The organism is Flavobacterium sp. UBA2787 (assembly GCA_002352205.1).
GTDB lineage: Bacteria > Bacteroidota > Bacteroidia > Flavobacteriales > Flavobacteriaceae > Flavobacterium.
In genome coordinates this window covers 124,392-140,942 of sequence record DEHZ01000012.1, presented here as the reverse complement: position 1 = coordinate 140,942, position 16,551 = coordinate 124,392, and the positions used below count along the sequence as shown (strand labels likewise).

At 33.0% G+C, this 16,551-nt stretch carries 19 protein-coding genes; 8 read left to right on the top strand and 11 right to left on the bottom strand.

The genetic code is table 11. The features are described from left to right. Window positions 1-189: 189 nt before the first annotated feature. The 3 genes from B4N66_RS11280 to B4N66_RS11270 form a co-directional block, all read right to left on the bottom strand. Entirely contained in the window at window positions 190-741 is a 552-nt protein-coding gene (locus tag B4N66_RS11280; RefSeq protein ID WP_291094860.1) for a hypothetical protein, read from the bottom strand. 288 nt (window positions 742-1,029) lie between these two features. Next, complete coding sequence (locus B4N66_RS11275) at window positions 1,030-2,214, bottom strand: hypothetical protein (RefSeq protein WP_291094858.1); 1,185 nt, start codon at window positions 2,212-2,214, stop codon at window positions 1,030-1,032. A 482-nt stretch (window positions 2,215-2,696) separates the two neighbouring features. Continuing rightward, window positions 2,697-3,071 (bottom strand): helix-turn-helix domain-containing protein, encoded by a 375-nt coding sequence (locus tag B4N66_RS11270; protein ID WP_291094857.1) that lies wholly within the window; start codon window positions 3,069-3,071, stop codon window positions 2,697-2,699. A 624-nt stretch (window positions 3,072-3,695) separates the two neighbouring features. On the opposite strand from B4N66_RS11270, the gene B4N66_RS11265 reads away from it, so the two are divergent. From B4N66_RS11265 to B4N66_RS11250, 4 genes are all read left to right on the top strand, one after another. Then, the gene (locus B4N66_RS11265; RefSeq protein ID WP_291094855.1) at window positions 3,696-3,953 is read left to right on the top strand and encodes a hypothetical protein; all 258 of its coding nucleotides are present in this window, start codon (window positions 3,696-3,698) and stop codon (window positions 3,951-3,953) included. A gap of 172 nt (window positions 3,954-4,125) precedes the next feature. After that, a complete protein-coding gene (locus tag B4N66_RS11260; RefSeq protein ID WP_291094854.1) occupies window positions 4,126-5,886 on the top strand; it encodes a tetratricopeptide repeat-containing sensor histidine kinase in 1,761 nt (586 codons plus the stop codon). A 448-nt stretch (window positions 5,887-6,334) separates the two neighbouring features. Next, window positions 6,335-6,961 (top strand): response regulator transcription factor, encoded by a 627-nt coding sequence (locus B4N66_RS11255; RefSeq protein ID WP_291094853.1) that lies wholly within the window; start codon window positions 6,335-6,337, stop codon window positions 6,959-6,961. Between the two features lie 119 nt (window positions 6,962-7,080). Next, window positions 7,081-7,812 carry a hypothetical protein gene (locus tag B4N66_RS11250; protein WP_291094852.1) on the top strand — a complete coding sequence of 244 codons (732 nt, stop codon included), beginning with the start codon at window positions 7,081-7,083 and terminating at the stop codon, window positions 7,810-7,812. 168 nt (window positions 7,813-7,980) lie between these two features. On the opposite strand, the gene B4N66_RS11245 is transcribed toward B4N66_RS11250, so the two are convergent. The 3 genes from B4N66_RS11245 to B4N66_RS11235 form a co-directional block, all read right to left on the bottom strand. Next, window positions 7,981-8,361, bottom strand: coding sequence for a DUF5071 domain-containing protein (locus B4N66_RS11245; protein ID WP_291094851.1), 381 nt, complete (start codon window positions 8,359-8,361; stop codon window positions 7,981-7,983). A 143-nt stretch (window positions 8,362-8,504) separates the two neighbouring features. Next, the gene (locus B4N66_RS11240) at window positions 8,505-9,029 is read right to left on the bottom strand and encodes a hypothetical protein (RefSeq protein ID WP_291094850.1); all 525 of its coding nucleotides are present in this window, start codon (window positions 9,027-9,029) and stop codon (window positions 8,505-8,507) included. A 222-nt stretch (window positions 9,030-9,251) separates the two neighbouring features. Then, window positions 9,252-10,151, bottom strand: a complete 900-nt coding sequence (locus B4N66_RS11235) for an alpha/beta fold hydrolase (protein WP_291094849.1) — start codon at window positions 10,149-10,151, stop codon at window positions 9,252-9,254. A 149-nt stretch (window positions 10,152-10,300) separates the two neighbouring features. Between B4N66_RS11235 and B4N66_RS11230 the strand changes: the two genes are divergently transcribed. Then, window positions 10,301-10,795: a hypothetical protein gene (locus B4N66_RS11230; protein WP_291094848.1), complete on the top strand. Its 495-nt coding sequence runs from the start codon at window positions 10,301-10,303 to the stop codon at window positions 10,793-10,795. After that, window positions 10,795-11,799 (top strand): metal-dependent hydrolase, encoded by a 1,005-nt coding sequence (locus tag B4N66_RS11225; protein WP_291094847.1) that lies wholly within the window; start codon window positions 10,795-10,797, stop codon window positions 11,797-11,799. Before B4N66_RS11230 ends, B4N66_RS11225 begins: the two co-directional genes overlap by 1 nt. Window positions 11,800-11,811: 12 nt before the next feature. On the opposite strand, the gene B4N66_RS11220 is transcribed toward B4N66_RS11225, so the two are convergent. The 5 genes from B4N66_RS11220 to B4N66_RS11200 all read right to left on the bottom strand — a co-directional run bounded on the left by B4N66_RS11220 (window position 11,812) and on the right by B4N66_RS11200 (window position 14,806). Then, window positions 11,812-12,696, bottom strand: coding sequence for an alpha/beta hydrolase (locus tag B4N66_RS11220; RefSeq protein WP_291094846.1), 885 nt, complete (start codon window positions 12,694-12,696; stop codon window positions 11,812-11,814). Window positions 12,697-12,769: 73 nt separating this feature from the next. Beyond that, window positions 12,770-13,180 carry a nuclear transport factor 2 family protein gene (locus tag B4N66_RS11215; RefSeq protein ID WP_291094844.1) on the bottom strand — a complete coding sequence of 137 codons (411 nt, stop codon included), beginning with the start codon at window positions 13,178-13,180 and terminating at the stop codon, window positions 12,770-12,772. A 13-nt stretch (window positions 13,181-13,193) separates the two neighbouring features. Beyond that, entirely contained in the window at window positions 13,194-13,346 is a 153-nt protein-coding gene (locus B4N66_RS11210; RefSeq protein ID WP_291094843.1) for a hypothetical protein, read from the bottom strand. Then, window positions 13,333-14,241, bottom strand: coding sequence for an SMP-30/gluconolactonase/LRE family protein (locus B4N66_RS11205; protein WP_291094841.1), 909 nt, complete (start codon window positions 14,239-14,241; stop codon window positions 13,333-13,335). The genes B4N66_RS11210 and B4N66_RS11205 overlap by 14 nt, the downstream gene beginning before the upstream one ends. Continuing rightward, window positions 14,231-14,806: a DUF1543 domain-containing protein gene (locus B4N66_RS11200; RefSeq protein ID WP_291094840.1), complete on the bottom strand. Its 576-nt coding sequence runs from the start codon at window positions 14,804-14,806 to the stop codon at window positions 14,231-14,233. The genes B4N66_RS11205 and B4N66_RS11200 overlap by 11 nt, the downstream gene beginning before the upstream one ends. 107 nt (window positions 14,807-14,913) lie before the next feature. Here B4N66_RS11200 and B4N66_RS11195 point away from each other — a divergent pair, with 107 nt between their 5' ends. Both B4N66_RS11195 and B4N66_RS11190 read left to right on the top strand, forming a co-directional pair. Beyond that, entirely contained in the window at window positions 14,914-15,423 is a 510-nt protein-coding gene (locus tag B4N66_RS11195) for a hypothetical protein (protein WP_291094839.1), read from the top strand. An 87-nt stretch (window positions 15,424-15,510) separates the two neighbouring features. Continuing rightward, a complete protein-coding gene (locus tag B4N66_RS11190; RefSeq protein WP_291094837.1) occupies window positions 15,511-16,443 on the top strand; it encodes a calcium/sodium antiporter in 933 nt (310 codons plus the stop codon). The last annotated feature ends 108 nt before the right edge of the window (window positions 16,444-16,551 follow it).

Below are 16,551 nucleotides of genomic sequence, written 5' to 3'. Positions count from 1 at the left end.
TATTATTCGCTTCGAAGTCAGAGACATTCGAAGAGCAGCGTGCTATAATATTGCTATTAATGACTTTTATTCAGACTTCGTGGAGCTGGGACATTCGAAGAGCAGTGTGCTATCTCAACTACTATTAATGACTTTTATTCAGACTTCAAGGAGCTGGATTTACGGCAGCTTGGTATTGTGAAAAGATAATTATTCTGTAGTCCAATTTAAGAATTTTTTATTTTTTATTATGAATGGAATTTGAATAATTAATACAATAAAAAGATCAGGATAGATAGCTTTTATTAAACATTCTAAATATCCAATTATAGGAACTATAAAAAGTTTATCAATAAAATTTGAAGATATTAAATAGAAATTATAGCCACTTAAAACTCCGGTTTGCCAAAATAAAAAATTTTTATAAATAGCAGGATTTTCAACTTTTTCATAGAGCATAAATCCATACCCAAAGTAATTCGAATCTATTACATTAAAAATAGTATAAAAATTGTTTGTTACGTATAGGATAACTAATGATTGTAAAAGACGACTTATAAAAATATTTTTATCATTTTTTAAAACAATTCCAATTTTATAAATTATAAAAAATATAAAGAACAACCAAATGGTGCTTCCATTAAATTCAGCATTCTCGTTTGGTGGATTAACAATAATAGTCAATATGATTTGAATAATGAAACAAATCATTACATAGTTAACTACATTTAATACATATGTTTTAGATGTTGAATTGTTCATTTTTTTGATTAAAATATTAAATAAGTTGAGTTAAAACTGTTCATTATCTGAGCATTTTATTTTTTATCCATTTCATTTTTCTATTTCCATATTAATTAAATTTTATTTTGAGAGTACTGTAGCTTTTCTGACATCAATTGGGATAAAAGTCAAATGATTTTAGAGACAGTTAATAAACACTTTCTAATGGTTTATGTTAGGAAAATTAATTTAATCCGAAGTCGGAAAAATACGTATAGCTTGGGTGTGGCAGAATGGTACAACGATTAAGGCTTTTAGCAGTAGTTTTTAACTCCCTTTTTCAGAAAATATCTTCAACCCTTTTACGTTTATTTTAAACGCTAATTTCATTAACTTTAAAAAGTTCTCTTCTTTTAGACTTTCTGTACTTCTCAAAGCAAAAGCACCGATTACAGTGAAAAATAAAGGCAAAGCAAAAATCAATATTATAAATCTAAACCAATTAATTTCACTAACTGCAATTTGAAAAATTGTGTGTGCTATAATAAGAAAAAAACAAAGTAGAAACCCAAAAGTTAAAATAATACGTTTAGGTTTATCTTTTTCAATTTCTAATTTTGCATTTAACATTTTGTAATTTTCATTATCTGTTTGTCTCATAATTAATTCAAGGGTTTTATCATTTTTAAAATATATAATGTACTCAAACCATTTGTTTTTATTTTCGTTGAGTAATACTTTAATACTATTAGTAACAGCAATTATTCCATCTTTAAACTTGTCTTGTTCAGGATTATTATTTTGAGCGAGTTTTAGGAATTGTATAACATTCATAAACTGTTCTAAAATTTCAATGAAATAGTCTTGATCTCCGCTTTTCAAAACATATATCGCTCCTAGAGAATTTGCTACACCAGCTTTAGCCGAATAATAATTTCCTAATTCAGTTCTTTTAAGAACTAAATCAACTTCATTCTCCATTATATATCTATGATTTATTTCATGTAAATCATTTATTTTTTTATAATGATCAAGAGCATTCACAAATTTTTCTTCTTGCATTGATTTTCTTGCAATTGGTTCAAGAAGTTTTATTTTGATAGTTAATGATGATAATTTCCAATCTATTTTACCTCTATCTATGTAATCTTTTGCTTTTTCGTTAGCAGTATCATAATTGAGTTCAATTATTTTTAACAATTTTTGAATATGATCGTTTGCTAGTCTAGCAATTTCAAGTGCTCGATCATATTTCCCTTTTCTAAATAAGAATCCATATAAGCATTCATTAACTTGAAATAAACCATATTCTTTAGTTATAGTTAATTGTAAATTTAGATTTACGTCATCGACATTTAATGCGATTACTTCGTTAATATAATTTACTAGATCATTATAGTATACCGATGCTGTTTTAAAATTTTCTACACTCAAATCGCTTTTACATGCAATACGTTTTTCTTCGAGTGCTTTTTCATGTAGCTTGTTGATCTGATCTATTGTATTATGCATTTTTTTAAAATTACTGCTGGCTCTGATATATATCTGCCAAAATAAGACTTATATACTCAATTTTGGGTAGATTGGTCTGATAAATGTTGTTTTATTATCTTCTTCCACTCAAAGCGAAATTCTAAGAAGTCAATCTTTTCGAATGGTAACTTTTTTTATTTATTCTTATTCTTTTTCAAAGGTCAGATGCCTTTTCTCCCAGTACAAAATAAAAGTATTCTGCTCATACTATTTTACGGATTCCCGTAAAAGACTAAAAAAAAATAAATGGGGTAGGTTTTTGCCAACTGGCAAAAGTTGTTTTTGGAATTACTAAGATATATAAAATGTAGTTAGGTTAAGAAAAAAGTTTATTATTTTTTAATGGCAAAAAAATGCCTTCCGGATGGGAAGGCACTAGAGGGAAATTTGAAAAAAACTTGAGATTATTTCATTATTATTCTATATAATCGATTTCAAAAGAAAATATGATTTGCTTACAATTATTTTCGTTTTTCTGCTTCTAGTAATCGCTCATAAAGTCTTTTATTTTCTTCGTAAGCTTCAACTAATTTATCTAATGGATTGAAGGTGCAATGGTGTCCTGTATATATTGGACCTTTATTGTCTGTAAAGTTGCTGAAATAATTAATGACAGCTTCTTCGCTAAAATTATGAATAGCTTCTTTTGAAACTCCTAATTCTTTAGCAATTAGTTCTAATTTATCGTCTTCCACAATTTCACTTGCTTCAATATTTGAAATTGTTTGTTGACTCACTCCAATGGCGATAGCTAAAGCTTCTTGCTTCATTCCGCGGAGTTCGCGAATACGGCTTATGTTGCGGCCGATGTGTTTTGGTTTGGCTGTTGTATTCATATTTCAAATATATAAAAATGTTTGGGAATGTGTGTATGCAAATATGGAAAAATGATTGGTAAAAAACAAAAGTGGTTGGTATTGTACTAGGAATGTGGCAATTTGGTAATTGGGTCAGTGTGGGATTTAGGACGAGTCAGAACGTTAACTAATAAACCTACAGAAACAAATTCGCATTCGGCTCTTTAATCGAATTCAACATCGTGATAATCGGTTCCGAAGACAAAAACGCTAAATGCTCTGCGTTAAAATCGTTCATAGGTCCAGTCATTTTTTAAAACGAAAAACAACTGTATAGCAAGTTTAGGATTAAGAATTATAGTTGTATAACTATAGTAGGATTTATTTAATAATCTGTATAGTTATTTTAGGACGGGTCAGGACGGTTCAGACAACCGACAACCGTATAGATAAAGCATAGATAGTGTATGGATAGTGTATGGATAAAGCATCAATCGTGACAGATTTTCTCGATTCTCAATTCCCCTTCAACTAAAGTCTTACTTGATAAATTTTACAAATAAAATCATCATAAAAAAAACCTAATAAAATTAAATCGCCATAATCAATAATTAATTATATTGCATCACCAATAAACAAATACTAATTAATATTTATCATTTTATGAAAAAAGTTGGAGGTTATTTAATGTTTTTCGGAGTTTTTGCTCTTGTATTAAGTTTCTTAGATAGAGTGCCAAGTCTGCTTATTTGGATTTATAATTGGGGCGATGTGGTTGCCTACGCTATTATGGGCGGGATGACGGCTGTGGGAGCTTTGCTCTATTTTCTATCTCCTAAAGAAGTAGAAGAAGTGCAGGAAGTAGCTCCACAAGAAGCAACTGCTGAGGTAAATACTGAAGTGAATCAAGAAGTTAAATAGTTATTTTACTATCATACATTAATAAAACCTTTCATTTGAGAGGTTTTTTTAGTTAATAGAAAATTAGATCTCTACTTTATGTAATCAAATTTGTACATTTTTGGCTACTTTTTTTAGTTATTTGCTACATAATTATTAAAATGTTGTAGTTTAGTCAAATCTAACCACAACTATGAAACAACTTTACTGTTTTTACCTGCTTTTCTTTTTCGCGTTCAGTTCGTTTGCTCAAACAGATGCAGAAACGTTATTGAATCAAGGAGTAGAACTTTATTCGCAAGGGAATTATCAACAAGCAATTGTTTTATTTAAAAAAGCGGTCGCTAATAGCGATAAAGAAAAAGACAAAATCATCATTGGAAAAGCCACCAACAACATTGCCAATTCCTATTCTCAAATTGGTAAATCAGAATTGGCTTTACAGTATTACCTCAAAGCCATTGATCAGTTCGACGAATTAAAAGATACGTTCAACATTGCCAAATCCACCAAAAACATTGGAGCATTATATTCCGAACAAAAAGAATTTGATAAAGCATTATCGCATTATCAAACGGCTCTCACGTTAGCCCAAAAAATAAATGATCTTGCGTTATTAGCCGATTGCTACAATAATATGGGCGTGGTGTATGAGCAGCAAGATAAGTTGGATCAAACCATTGAAGTGTACACCAAAGCCCTCGACTTATACCGCGAATTAAAAAGTGAAGAACGAGAGTCAATGGTCCTCAATAATTTAGCAATCGTTTGGAAGAATCTAAACGACTACCCCAAAGCAATTGCCTACTACAACCAAGCCATTTCGCTTTCTGAAAAGGTGGGCGATCAATTTATGGTGGCCGCCAATCAAAACAATTTAGGGAATGTGTATATCTTAACCGGCGATTACCAAAAGTCGTTTGATTTATGTCTGCTTGCCAATACCAACGCCAAAAAAATTGATGCGAAAGAAATCATCATCGAATCGTATGACGGTTTAGCCAACGCTTCAGAAAAACTCAAAAAGTACCAAGAAGCTCTCCAATACAGAAAATTATACCAAGAAGAAAAGGACAGTTACATCAATGTGCAACGTTCCGAGCAATTGGTCTCCATGCAAGTCAAATACGAAACCGCTCAAAAAGAAGCAGAAATTAAAATCAAAAACTTAGAACTAAAAGAAAAACAACTTCAAATCAACAAACAAAACTATTGGATATTCTCCATTTTATTATTCTTAGTAGTCGGAATTTTGTTCTTCTTTAACTGGAAAGCCAAACAAAAACTAAAAAACCAACTAATCAAAGACACCGCAATTCGTGAAACAGAAGAACAGGAAAGAATTAGAATTGCCAAAGACATTCACGACGATTTAGGCTCCGGACTTTCTAAAATAAAATTCTTAAGCGAAATCATCCATCAAAAAACCACCACACAACCCGACGTGCAAACCAGCAGCGAAGCCGTGAAAGAAACCGCCAACAAAATGATCGAAAACATGCGTGATTTAATTTGGGCATTAAACCCTGAAAATACCACGCTCGCCAATCTCATCGCCCGAATGAGAGAATACACCACGGATTATTTAGAAGATTACCCGATGGAAGTGCATTATGATTTCCCTGAAAACATTCCGCAAACCGCCATCAGCAAAGAAAGTCACCGCGAATTATTTATGGTGATAAAAGAATCGCTTAATAATATTGTAAAACATTCCAACGCCACACGCATCCATTTTTCCATCCGTTTAGATGCCAAACAAATTAGAATCACTATCAAAGACAACGGTCAAGGATTTTCAACTGAAACCAAAAGTTCCGGAAACGGTCTCCGAAATATGCAATCACGTCTTACCCAAATCGGTGGAAAAATAAACATCGAAAGCAATACTAATCAAGGCACGTCCATCGATTTAGTCTTACCTTTAAGTAAAATATTAACCCGTAAGTTGTAATTAATTTTTGAAATAATTTTGCCACGAATTTACTTCGTCAGTTCGCTACGCTCGGGCCACTAATTTTTTAGAAAAATTATTCGATTTAATTCGAATTTTCATCATTGATGAACAAATTTTCACGTTTACTTAATTTTAAAATTCGTGAATTCGTGGTAAAATAGTAAGATAAGCCCGTTAGGTTGTAATTAATTTTTGAAATAATTTTGCCACGAATTCACTTATTTTTTAGAAAAATTATTCGATTTAATTCGAATTTTCATCATTGATGAACAAATTAACACGTTTGATTAATTTAAAATTCGAGAATTCGTGGTAAAATAGTAAGATAAATCGCTTCAAATTAACTTTATAGGATGAAAAAGACCCATTTATATTTAACTCAAGAAAATCATATATACCACTTTAGTAGTAACCACGATTGCACACATTCCGTAAATTTGTAGCTATGAAAATTAAAGTCGCCATCGTAGAAGACGAAAAGCAAATCAGAGAAGGTCTCGCTATGCTCATCAATGGTAGCGAGGGTTTCAGTTGCGTGCACACCTATGAATCCGCAGAAGAAGCCATCGAGTCCATCCCTGATTTAGATATAGACGTAGTGCTGATGGATATTCACCTTCCCGGCAAAAACGGCATCGAATGCATCGAAATATTAAAACCCAAATGCGAGGAAATTCAGTTTCTAATGTGCACGTCGTTTGAAGACACCGATTCCGTTTTCAAAGCCCTCAAAGCCGGAGCAACGGGTTACTTAACCAAAACCACTCAACCTTCCAAAATTCTTGATGCTATATCCGATGTCCACAAAGGAGGCTCACCGATGAGCAGCCACATCGCACGAAAAATTGTGGCTTCTTTTCATCACCAAGGCGAAGAAAATGTAGAATTAAAGAAGTTATCCATCCGTGAAAAAGAAGTATTGAATTTACTCTCACAAGGATTGCGATACAAAGAAATTGCCGATAAATTATTCCTAAGCACCGAAACCGTTCGCACGCACATTCGCAACATCTACGAAAAACTTCAGGTCAATTCTCGAACAGAAGCACTCAACAAAACATTTCCTAAATGATTGTAAAGTAGCATTTTACTACTATTTGCGTATTGCACACACCATCCCTTCCATCTACTTTTGGCTAACAAATCAACTGAAAAACAGTCTGATTTACTAACCAAATAAAATACTAAATCATGAAAACATTTAAAAAAATTACACTATTTGTGCTTGTCGCAATTTCGGGATTTGCAATCTCTTGTTCAGAAGACGATGATGCTCCGGTATCATCCTATGTATGCGAAACGTGTGTGGACACCCCAGATGCATTAGCAGTTAATGACAACAGCGTTAAAGGAGTTTACAAAGGAATTGTTGTGGGATCATCGGGAACAATCTCCATCAACATTCAAAACGGAAGCAGTACAATTACCGCTACAATGGTATTGGATGGTGAAACTGCCGTGCTTACGTCAGAAGTGGAAGTAATTGACGGTCAGTCTTACATTGCACCTTTTACTGGTACTTTTAACGGTGGTGATGTTTCAATTACGTTTAGTGTAGGACTTGGCGGAACCACGCCAACAATTGTAACCTCAAGCATTCCAGGACATCCTAATGCAGTGTTCCAAATTTTTAAAGAAACGTCAACGGCTTTGATTGAAGCGTTTGAAGGAACGTATTCAAAACCCGGCGAAACAGGTGTGTTTAACATCGTTTTATCAAGTGCATTAGGCGGATTTAGTGGTATTGCAAAAAGTGATCAAACAAATGAAATTAATGATGTAGAAGGAGATTATAACGCAAATGGTGAGTTAATTGACGAAGATGGCGAAGTAGTAGCCAACATAACCGGCGATGTATTATATGGTACTTTTGTAGATGGTAACAATGACCAAGTTACCGTAAACGGAAACCGAACTTTATAAGTGAAGTTTTTTATTTTGGTTAAGAACCATCTCGAGCAATTGAGATGGTTCTTTTTTTTCTGAATTTTTATACAAACAAATTCGCATTCGGTTCTTTAATCGAATTCACCATTGTGATGCTCGCAATAGCCAGACCTATCTATTGACAAAAATCGCTGTAATGACCAGTTATTTATTTAATGCCCTAATAGCTTGTTCATCTACTTCAGATTCCTTTTCCTCAAAACTTGGATAGTTCGCAATTCTATAGATAATTTCTAAAACTTCTGGATGTAAAGGCTTTTTAGAGTAAATTCCAAAAACACCAATAGTCCAATATTTCCACATTTCATCTTTTCCATTTAAAATTTCTATGATTTCAGGAATTATAAATTCAGAAATGGTTATCAAATAGTCAGCTACTGTTTTTGCTACCGGCCAATTCATATCTTGAATCCAATCCAATAAATCAGGTACTATTGGTTTTATTTCTTCATACGAATAGTCTTTCAGCTTTTCTGCTGTTTCAATATCAAGTTTGTCTTTAGGAATTAAATCTTCAATATTCATTTATAATTATGAATAACGTTTTGCGGCTTCATGAAGTGGCGATGAACCAAGACCAAGCCTTTACAAATGTAACTAAAACTTTAAATTAAAAACCTTTTCCATTTCTGATAAATCCCGTGCCTCGCCATTTCTTGAAACCGCTGTTAGCTGTAGTATGTTATTCCATTTTCCGTTATAATTCCACTATAAATCGTAACATCATATTCAAATTCGAATAAGGTTATAAAATTCCCGTTTTCAGGTGCTAGCATTATGGTATAAAGGATATTCAATTTCTCAAAAAGCAAATCAAAATTCCGGTATAGAGATTTAGCATTTAATTCCAGCCAATCATTATTTTCAATAAGAAATTGATTCTTAACTAAAATCCTTTTCGAACCCTGTTCAAAAATCCAGTTTTTAATTGCACTTTTAACATTCAATTTTTCTTCGTTTGTTTTATATCGTAATTCCGTATAAACAGGATTCTCTGGTTTATCATAGAGAGTTGGACTTGCGATATTTTTAATATTAATGTCAGATGAAGATATTTTTACTAATTCAGATTCAATATTATTTAATTCAGATAGAAATTGATTCAAGTCGTTCTGCCTTTTCTCAAGTTCAGTTCGACCTTTATAATTAGTTCTTTTTTGCTTTAAATATTCTAATCTTTCTGTTTTGTCCATATTACAGTTAAATCTATTTATACCCGCTACAAAGTAGCGACTATAAACCCAAAATTGGATAGACTGTCGCTAATCAATAACATATATTCCCCACTAAAATACTAAAAATCCCCCCACTTTAACATTTCCTCAAAAAATCTACTAAAACCAAAACCCCTTCACCAAGTCATAAAACTTAATAAAGGGGTTATATATAAAAAGTAAGAACGTTAACCAATAAACCTACACAAACAAATTCGCATTCGGCTCTTTAATCGAATTCACCATTGTGATAATCGGTTCCGATGACAAAAACTCTAAAAGCTCTGCGTTAAAGGCTTGTGGTTGCTCCATATTCGACAAGTGCCCTGCATTATTAATTACTTTCAACGTCGAATCTTTTATGTGTTTATTCATAAATTCCGACTGCTCCAGCGGCGTCACTTCGTCTTCACGACCACAAATAATCAACGTAGGAACAGTAATTTCCGCCAATTTAGAACACGTTTCGTTACGCATCGCCAACGCTTTCAAACCGTTCGTGATTACTTCCGGAGAATTCGCCAAAATGTCGGCATTTATTTTTTTAACTAATTCTTTATCCGAAGAATAGGTATCATCCGCAAACACAGAATCCAAAAACGTAGCTGCAAATTTCGACGTTCCGTTTTGCTCAATTTCCTCAATCGTTTTATAGCGTTTCTCTTTTTGTTCAGGCTTGTCGGCAACACAATTCGTGTCACACAAAATCAAAGCCGCAAACCGCTCGGGATAACGTGTAATCGCATTCAACGCCACAAATCCACCCATCGATAGTCCGCAAATAATCACTCTTCGCAAATTCAATGCATTCAAAAAACCAATCAAGTCATCGCCCAATAAATCCATACTCAACGCAGAATCATCATTCGTCGATTGACCAAAGCTTCTAAAATCCACCGATATAAAACGGTGCGTTTCCTCAAAAGTTTTCAATTGATTGTCCCACATCGACTTATTAAAAGGAAACCCGTGCAAAAAGACAATCGGTATTTTCCCAATTCCCACATCATTGTAGGATAGTTTTATGTTATTGACTTCGATTGTACTATTGAAATTTGAATTAGACTTTTCCATCATTAATAAATTTAAAATTATAGTCATAAAGGTCGAATATATTATAATCTTCATGTTATATGATTATTTGATTTTGTTGTATAATTATGATTTTTTCAATTCTTTCTTCTTATTTTTTATGAGAAGTTTTTTGTCCTTTTAAATTTCCAAATTGTTATTTTTGCAAAAATATTTTTATGAAAAAGTTTATAGTTCTATTGATTTTTGCTTCGATTTTTACCGCTTGTGATTCTTCAGATGATTCAGCTCCGGCTTTTGAGTCTACGATTACTGTGGATGGAGTTGAGTTTAAACCAACAACGGCTAAATTAGAACGTAATCCTTCATCTGATAATCCTAACATAGAAGGTTTAACTTTTAACTTAGAAAGAGGTGTTTCTGGTTCAGATGATTATGAAGCTATTCTTTTTGGTTTTAGTTATTCAAAAAATTCACCTACAGGACCAAACGGAATTTATACTTTTGGTTTAGGAACGATAGGGGAAACGCTTTTCGCTAATGGCTTTTATTATACTGAAACAACCACAAATATGTTATACCATTCAACTGTTGAGGTTACCTATTTAGAAAATGGAAAGTATAGATTTGAGTTTAATGATGTGCTTGCAGTTGTTCTAAATCAAGCAGAACCGATAGTCATTTCAGGTTATTTTGAAGGAAAAGTAAACTAATGGATTCACTCAGTCAAATCGTTCTCGGTGCCGCAGTGGGCAATCAAGTGCTCGGCAAAAAGATCGGCAACAAAGCCATTCTTTACGGTGCCATCATTGGAACGATGCCCGATTTAGATGTGCTTTACGGTAAGTTTTTAGATCCGTTAACTGCTACAGATATTCACCGTGGCTTCAGTCATTCCACTTTATTTTTTCTTTTTCTTTCACCCATTTTAGGATGGATTTTGCAAAAAATAGAACATAAAAAAGGTGTAAATTTCAAAGAAGCAACGTTGTTTTCTTTCCTTATTTTGCAAACACATGCACTTTTAGATTTGTTCACTACGTGGGGAACGCAATTGTTTTGGCCGCTTGAAAACCGATTCTCATTGCAATCCATATTTGTTATTGATCCACTCTACACGCTGCCTTTTTTGTTGTTTCTGATTTTTTCAATTAAGAAAAAGAAAGACGACCCCAAAAGAATGTTTTGGAATAGAACGGGATTAATTGTGAGTACTTCGTATTTGTTTCTCACGCTAATTGTCCAATCCATTGTCTTGCAAAAATTTGAAAAACAATTGGAACAAAATAAAATTAGTTATAAGGAAATTGTGGTAAAACCATCGCCATTCAACATCATTTTGTGGACAACTAATATTAAAGTGGATAATGGATATTACATCGGCGATTATTCTTTTTTTGATACAAAACCGATACAATTTCAATTCATTCCAAAACAGAATGAATTGATTACTGAATATGAAAACGAAGCGGTTATCAAACAACTCAAACGAATTTCAGAAGGTTGGTACTGCATCACCCAAAAAGAAAATCAATTGCTTTTTAACGATTTGCGTTTTGGGGTGATGAATGCGGATAAAAACGACATGCAGTTTTCATTTAGTTATGAAATTACGGAAGAAAATGGGGAAATCAAAGCCAAAGAATTACCAAATAAAAATAGGGCACAAGCAAAGAAATTATTAGGCAAATTATGGGTTAGGTTGTGGGGGAATTGATGGAGTTTTCTTTTATTTTGTATTTATAAATTTATCAACATCTTTTGTCCATTCATCTTTATACTTGTTCAAATAGTTTTCGTGTCCTACATTTTCATAAATTTTTAATTCTTTTTGACCCTTCAAATTCAAGAATATTTCATCAATTTCTGCCAAACTGACTTTTTCGTCTTTTTTTCCGTGTAATAGTAGGGTAGAACAGTTAATTTTTTTTGAATATTCAGTCGGATTGTGTCCGAAACCCCAAAACCCATTTTGAACGCCTCCCCAAAAAACTAAAAGTCCGGCCATTGGAAAAGTGGGTACATTCATCGATTCAAATCTTGCACAAACAGTTTTATACATTGAACCAAAAGGACATTCGATTATGATTCCTTTAGGTTTAATTTCAAAATCGCTAAGTGCTTTCATTATGGCAACAGATCCCATCGATGTTCCAAAAAGAAAAATTGTTTTTTCACCTTTTTGCTTTATATATTCATAGGTTGATTTAACTTGTTCTGCTTCTAAGAAACCTATGGTTGTTTGGTTTCCCTCTGAATTGCCTGAACCCATAAAATCAACTAAAAATGTGCTGAAACCAAGCTCTCTGAAAACTTCAGCTTTATCAAGCATTGAAGATTTATTTCCTCCATATCCATGAAAAAGTATAATCGTGCCTTTTGAATTTGGTATTTTGATATCCCAACATTCTATTTCCTTATTGCTGTTAATAGTAATTGTTTCAAAAGCTATAGAAGGTGTTTTTTTATTAACAGGTTTTGGATTATTTACCCCAAATAGTATAGTTGAAATTTTCTGACCGCTCGAAAGTTTTGTTGGAGTTTTAGTCTTTTCTGAATTATTTTCAGCGAAGTGAGTGAATTTATAGGAATGAAAAATTGCAATAACATTCATTAAAATGAATAATATTGCAAAGGTCCAAACTAGTTTTTTTATTATTTTACGCTTAATCAATTTTGCTGAATATTTACTGCATAAACCTCACCTCACTAATCTTACCATCTGTAATCGTATAAACCGCAATTGCATACAGTTTTGGTTCCGATTTCATAAAGACAACTTCTTCGTGGTCGATGACTTTGTTGTTCAATACAATTCGGTTGACCAATTTACAATTCAAATCGGGTAATTGGTTGAACATTTGGGTATACTCTTCTCGCATTTTTGCCTTTCCTTCATACAAAAGTTGATCGGGAAAAGTATAGACTTTTACATTTTCGCTGTAAGGTTTCAAAAAAGCTTCGATATCTCGTTTATTGTATCCATCCAATTGTTCTTGAGCTAAGGCAGCGGCTTCTTTTTCAATGGCAACCTTGTCCTGGGCAACACTATAAGAAATAGTGAAAAATACGAAAGTAATCAAAAGTAAATTTTTCATATCAATGATTTAATTAGTTAGCGGTTTCATTTTCTTCACTATTAAACTTGCGAACAATTGCTTTCAACTTCTCTTTTCTCGCCATTTCTTTTTCTTTCTTTTTGGCTTGTTCCTTGTGCAATTTGTCGTTGTGTATTTTAATATTCTTCGGATTATTTCTTCCCATAAGTCACTCCTTTTACATTCATTTTTAAACCATACACAGCATCCATCGCTGTGATAAATAAGAGGTCGTTGTTTTTGCCGCCAAAGCAAACATTAGCCGTCCATTTCTCCGGCACCGGAATATGAGCCACCGGAAAACCATTCTTATTAAAGACAGACACACCTTTTCCGGTTAAGTAAACATTCCCTTGATTATCAATTGTCATTCCATCTGAACCCATTTCGCAAAAAACTTTTCGATTCATCAACGTTCCATTAGATTGAATGTCATAAACATACGTTTTTTGATCGTTAATATCAGCTACATACAATTTTTTTCCATCCGCCGATCCAACAATACCATTCGGTTGCACTAAATTTTCATCAACGGCGATGATTTTTTTTCTATCAGGCGAAAGATAATAAACATGATTGCCGGTTCTTTTACTCACAGAATCTCTTTCCCAATAATTCCGAACATACAACGGATCAGTAAAATAAATCCCGTTTTTGGAATCAATCCACAAATCATTCGGACCGTTATGAGCGTTTACTTTATCTTCATAAATCACTTTGTGTTTTCCTTTTTTGTCAAATTGCCAAAGTTGATTATTCAAATCGGCACACGCAATCAGGTTTCCTTTTTTGTCAAAATATAATCCGTTTGAACGACCGGAATTATCACTGAATACGGTTGTTTTACCACTTTCCGCATCCCAACGAATAATTTTATTGTTGGGTTGATCAGTAAAAAACACATTCCCATTTTTATCCGAAATTGGTCCTTCCGTAAAAATAAAACCATCAGCTAAAAGCTTTACATCTTCATTTACAGCAACTAAGTTTTTAGAATCGGCAATTTGCCCTAAATGTTTTCCATAAACCAATAAAAACAGTAGTAAGAATTTAATTTTCATCTTTCAGTAATTTATCAATTTTTACATAACCAATTTCCAGACCATCTTGTTGGTTTGAATTTGTTTTTGTTATTTTCAATTTGAAATTTTCTTTAAATGTTGGTGATAAAATATCTTCAATTTCATAAATATCATCTACATCCACGCCATATTTATCATCAATATGCGACGTCGCTCCTTTAAAACCGTAATGTTTATAGAACGAAGTGGCTTTTGCTTTTTTAATCGCTTCGGTTTTGTTTTGAGCAACGGTTAACACTTTATAATGATATTCTTCAAATTCATTTTCTTTGTAACCACCTAAATTGATGAAAAATAATTTTTCTGAGATGGGTAAGTTTTCCTCACGAGAAACAACTTCAATTTTAAAATCATCAACAAAAGAAACTTTTCGCCACGCGTCAATATGAATTCGGCCTTTTGCTTCCGGCCAAAAGTCTTTCATAGCCGGTACTAATTCTTTCAAAGCATGTCCAATTCCAAAAAAAATATCATGTTGTTCAGTCAATCTTCCGGGAGGAGTAGCTCCCAACATGACCATAAAAAGAGATTGATTTTCTATCATTTTTCAAAAGTAAGAAAAATTAAATTAGGGCAAATGGTTCAAAAAAGATAACTTTGGCATGAGTATTGGATAGTACCAACTATCATTAATCATTAAAAAATAGACGTATGAAAAAATTTACATTCATTTTAGTGTTAATCGGGATGATAACATTACAAAGTTGCGAAGGTCCACAAGGTCCTCCGGGAAGAGATGGTTTTAGTGCAGAAGCAGAAGTGTTTGAAGTAAATAGAAGTTTTACAACTCAAAACGGATTTACTGGCGAGATTGTTTTAAATCCCCCTATATTGTCATCAGATCATGTTTTAATTTATAGATTAGCAGGTGCTTTTCAAGGAGAAGACGATTGGAAATTAGTTCCTGAATATTATTTCTTTGAAGACGGAACATTAGACTATGCTTACAACTATAGTTTTACTCGTTTTAATATAGGTCTTTATATGGAAGGTTTTGATTTGGCAGGTTTAACACCAGCAGTCACAAATAATCAAATTTTCAGAGTTGTAATAATTCCTGGGTTTTTCTCCGGAAGAATGGATTACAGCAACTATAAACAAGTTATGGAAATGTACGGTCTTACTGAAGCTGATGTAAAACCAATCAGCGAACGTCAATAAATTCTAAATAAATTCTAAAAAGGTCTTTCCGAAGGCCTTTTTTTGTGCATTTAATTTCCTATTTTCGCAGTTCTTTTAAAAGCAGTTATGGATTTTCTATTTATCATTTTAGGTTTAGTTCTTTTAGTTTTTGGTGGCGATTGGTTGCTCAAAGCAGCAGTCGGAATGTCGCTTCGACTCAATATTTCCAAAATCGTAATCGGAATGACCGTAGTTTCATTTGCCACTTCTGCACCTGAATTGATTGTGAGTGTCAAATCAGCAATGGCGGGTTTTCCGGATATTGCTTTAGGGAATGTTGTTGGTTCTAATATTGCTAATATCGGTCTGATTCTCGGATTAGTCATGATTATTAGTAAAATGAAAGTAGATGAATCCTTCTTCAAAACAGATTGGCCAGCTATGATTGTGGCTTCTTTTATACTGTTTGGAATACTTTTATACGATGGAGAAATAAGTAGAATAGAAGGATTTGTATTGTTTTTCTTAATCATAGCTTTTGTTGTTTACCTCGTAAAATCACAAAAAAATAAAGAAGAAATAGAGATTCCACTAGAAGAAACCATGGAAATGTATAAAATAATTGGATTTCTTGTTGTTGGAGGAGCAGCTCTTTACGGAGGATCGGAGTTTTTAATTAAAGGAGCTGTCAATGTCGCTCAGGCTTTTGGAGTTTCAGATAGAGTAATTGCCGTAACCGTAGTAGCTATCGGAACAAGTATTCCGGAACTTGCGGCATCGCTTATCGCAGCCATCAAAAAAGAAAGTTCTATTTCCATCGGTAACGTGTTGGGTTCAAATATCTTTAATATTTTGTCCGTACTTGGTCTCACCGCTATCATCCACCCCATAAAATTAGTCGATAATCGCTTGCTAACATTCGATATTTATTGGATGCTAGGCTTTTCTCTCATATTATTACCACTGGTTTATATGCCACAAAAAGGTTTCCTTGACCGAAAAGCCGGAGTGATATTATTGGCAAGTTATATTTTGTTTGTATATCTAACATTTGCTTAATTTTCAGAAGCTAATCCCGCTTTCCATTCCAAGCTTGTTTGTCTTGTTGTTTTTTTCTAAGGCCAAAAAAGAGCTTCCGTTGGTCGCTTTTTTTCGCCAAGAAAAAAT

Coding starts and splice junctions, on each gene's coding strand:
- B4N66_RS11280 (WP_291094860.1), bottom strand. CDS start 741: ATGAACAATTCAACATCTAAAACATATGTATTAAATGTAGTTAACTAT.
- B4N66_RS11275 (WP_291094858.1), bottom strand. CDS start 2,214: ATGCATAATACAATAGATCAGATCAACAAGCTACATGAAAAAGCACTC.
- B4N66_RS11270 (WP_291094857.1), bottom strand. CDS start 3,071: ATGAATACAACAGCCAAACCAAAACACATCGGCCGCAACATAAGCCGT.
- B4N66_RS11265 (WP_291094855.1), top strand. CDS start 3,696: ATGAAAAAAGTTGGAGGTTATTTAATGTTTTTCGGAGTTTTTGCTCTT.
- B4N66_RS11260 (WP_291094854.1), top strand. CDS start 4,126: ATGAAACAACTTTACTGTTTTTACCTGCTTTTCTTTTTCGCGTTCAGT.
- B4N66_RS11255 (WP_291094853.1), top strand. CDS start 6,335: ATGAAAATTAAAGTCGCCATCGTAGAAGACGAAAAGCAAATCAGAGAA.
- B4N66_RS11250 (WP_291094852.1), top strand. CDS start 7,081: ATGAAAACATTTAAAAAAATTACACTATTTGTGCTTGTCGCAATTTCG.
- B4N66_RS11245 (WP_291094851.1), bottom strand. CDS start 8,361: ATGAATATTGAAGATTTAATTCCTAAAGACAAACTTGATATTGAAACA.
- B4N66_RS11240 (WP_291094850.1), bottom strand. CDS start 9,029: ATGGACAAAACAGAAAGATTAGAATATTTAAAGCAAAAAAGAACTAAT.
- B4N66_RS11235 (WP_291094849.1), bottom strand. CDS start 10,151: ATGACTATAATTTTAAATTTATTAATGATGGAAAAGTCTAATTCAAAT.
- B4N66_RS11230 (WP_291094848.1), top strand. CDS start 10,301: ATGAAAAAGTTTATAGTTCTATTGATTTTTGCTTCGATTTTTACCGCT.
- B4N66_RS11225 (WP_291094847.1), top strand. CDS start 10,795: ATGGATTCACTCAGTCAAATCGTTCTCGGTGCCGCAGTGGGCAATCAA.
- B4N66_RS11220 (WP_291094846.1), bottom strand. CDS start 12,696: ATGAATGTTATTGCAATTTTTCATTCCTATAAATTCACTCACTTCGCT.
- B4N66_RS11215 (WP_291094844.1), bottom strand. CDS start 13,180: ATGAAAAATTTACTTTTGATTACTTTCGTATTTTTCACTATTTCTTAT.
- B4N66_RS11210 (WP_291094843.1), bottom strand. CDS start 13,346: ATGGGAAGAAATAATCCGAAGAATATTAAAATACACAACGACAAATTG.
- B4N66_RS11205 (WP_291094841.1), bottom strand. CDS start 14,241: ATGAAAATTAAATTCTTACTACTGTTTTTATTGGTTTATGGAAAACAT.
- B4N66_RS11200 (WP_291094840.1), bottom strand. CDS start 14,806: ATGATAGAAAATCAATCTCTTTTTATGGTCATGTTGGGAGCTACTCCT.
- B4N66_RS11195 (WP_291094839.1), top strand. CDS start 14,914: ATGAAAAAATTTACATTCATTTTAGTGTTAATCGGGATGATAACATTA.
- B4N66_RS11190 (WP_291094837.1), top strand. CDS start 15,511: ATGGATTTTCTATTTATCATTTTAGGTTTAGTTCTTTTAGTTTTTGGT.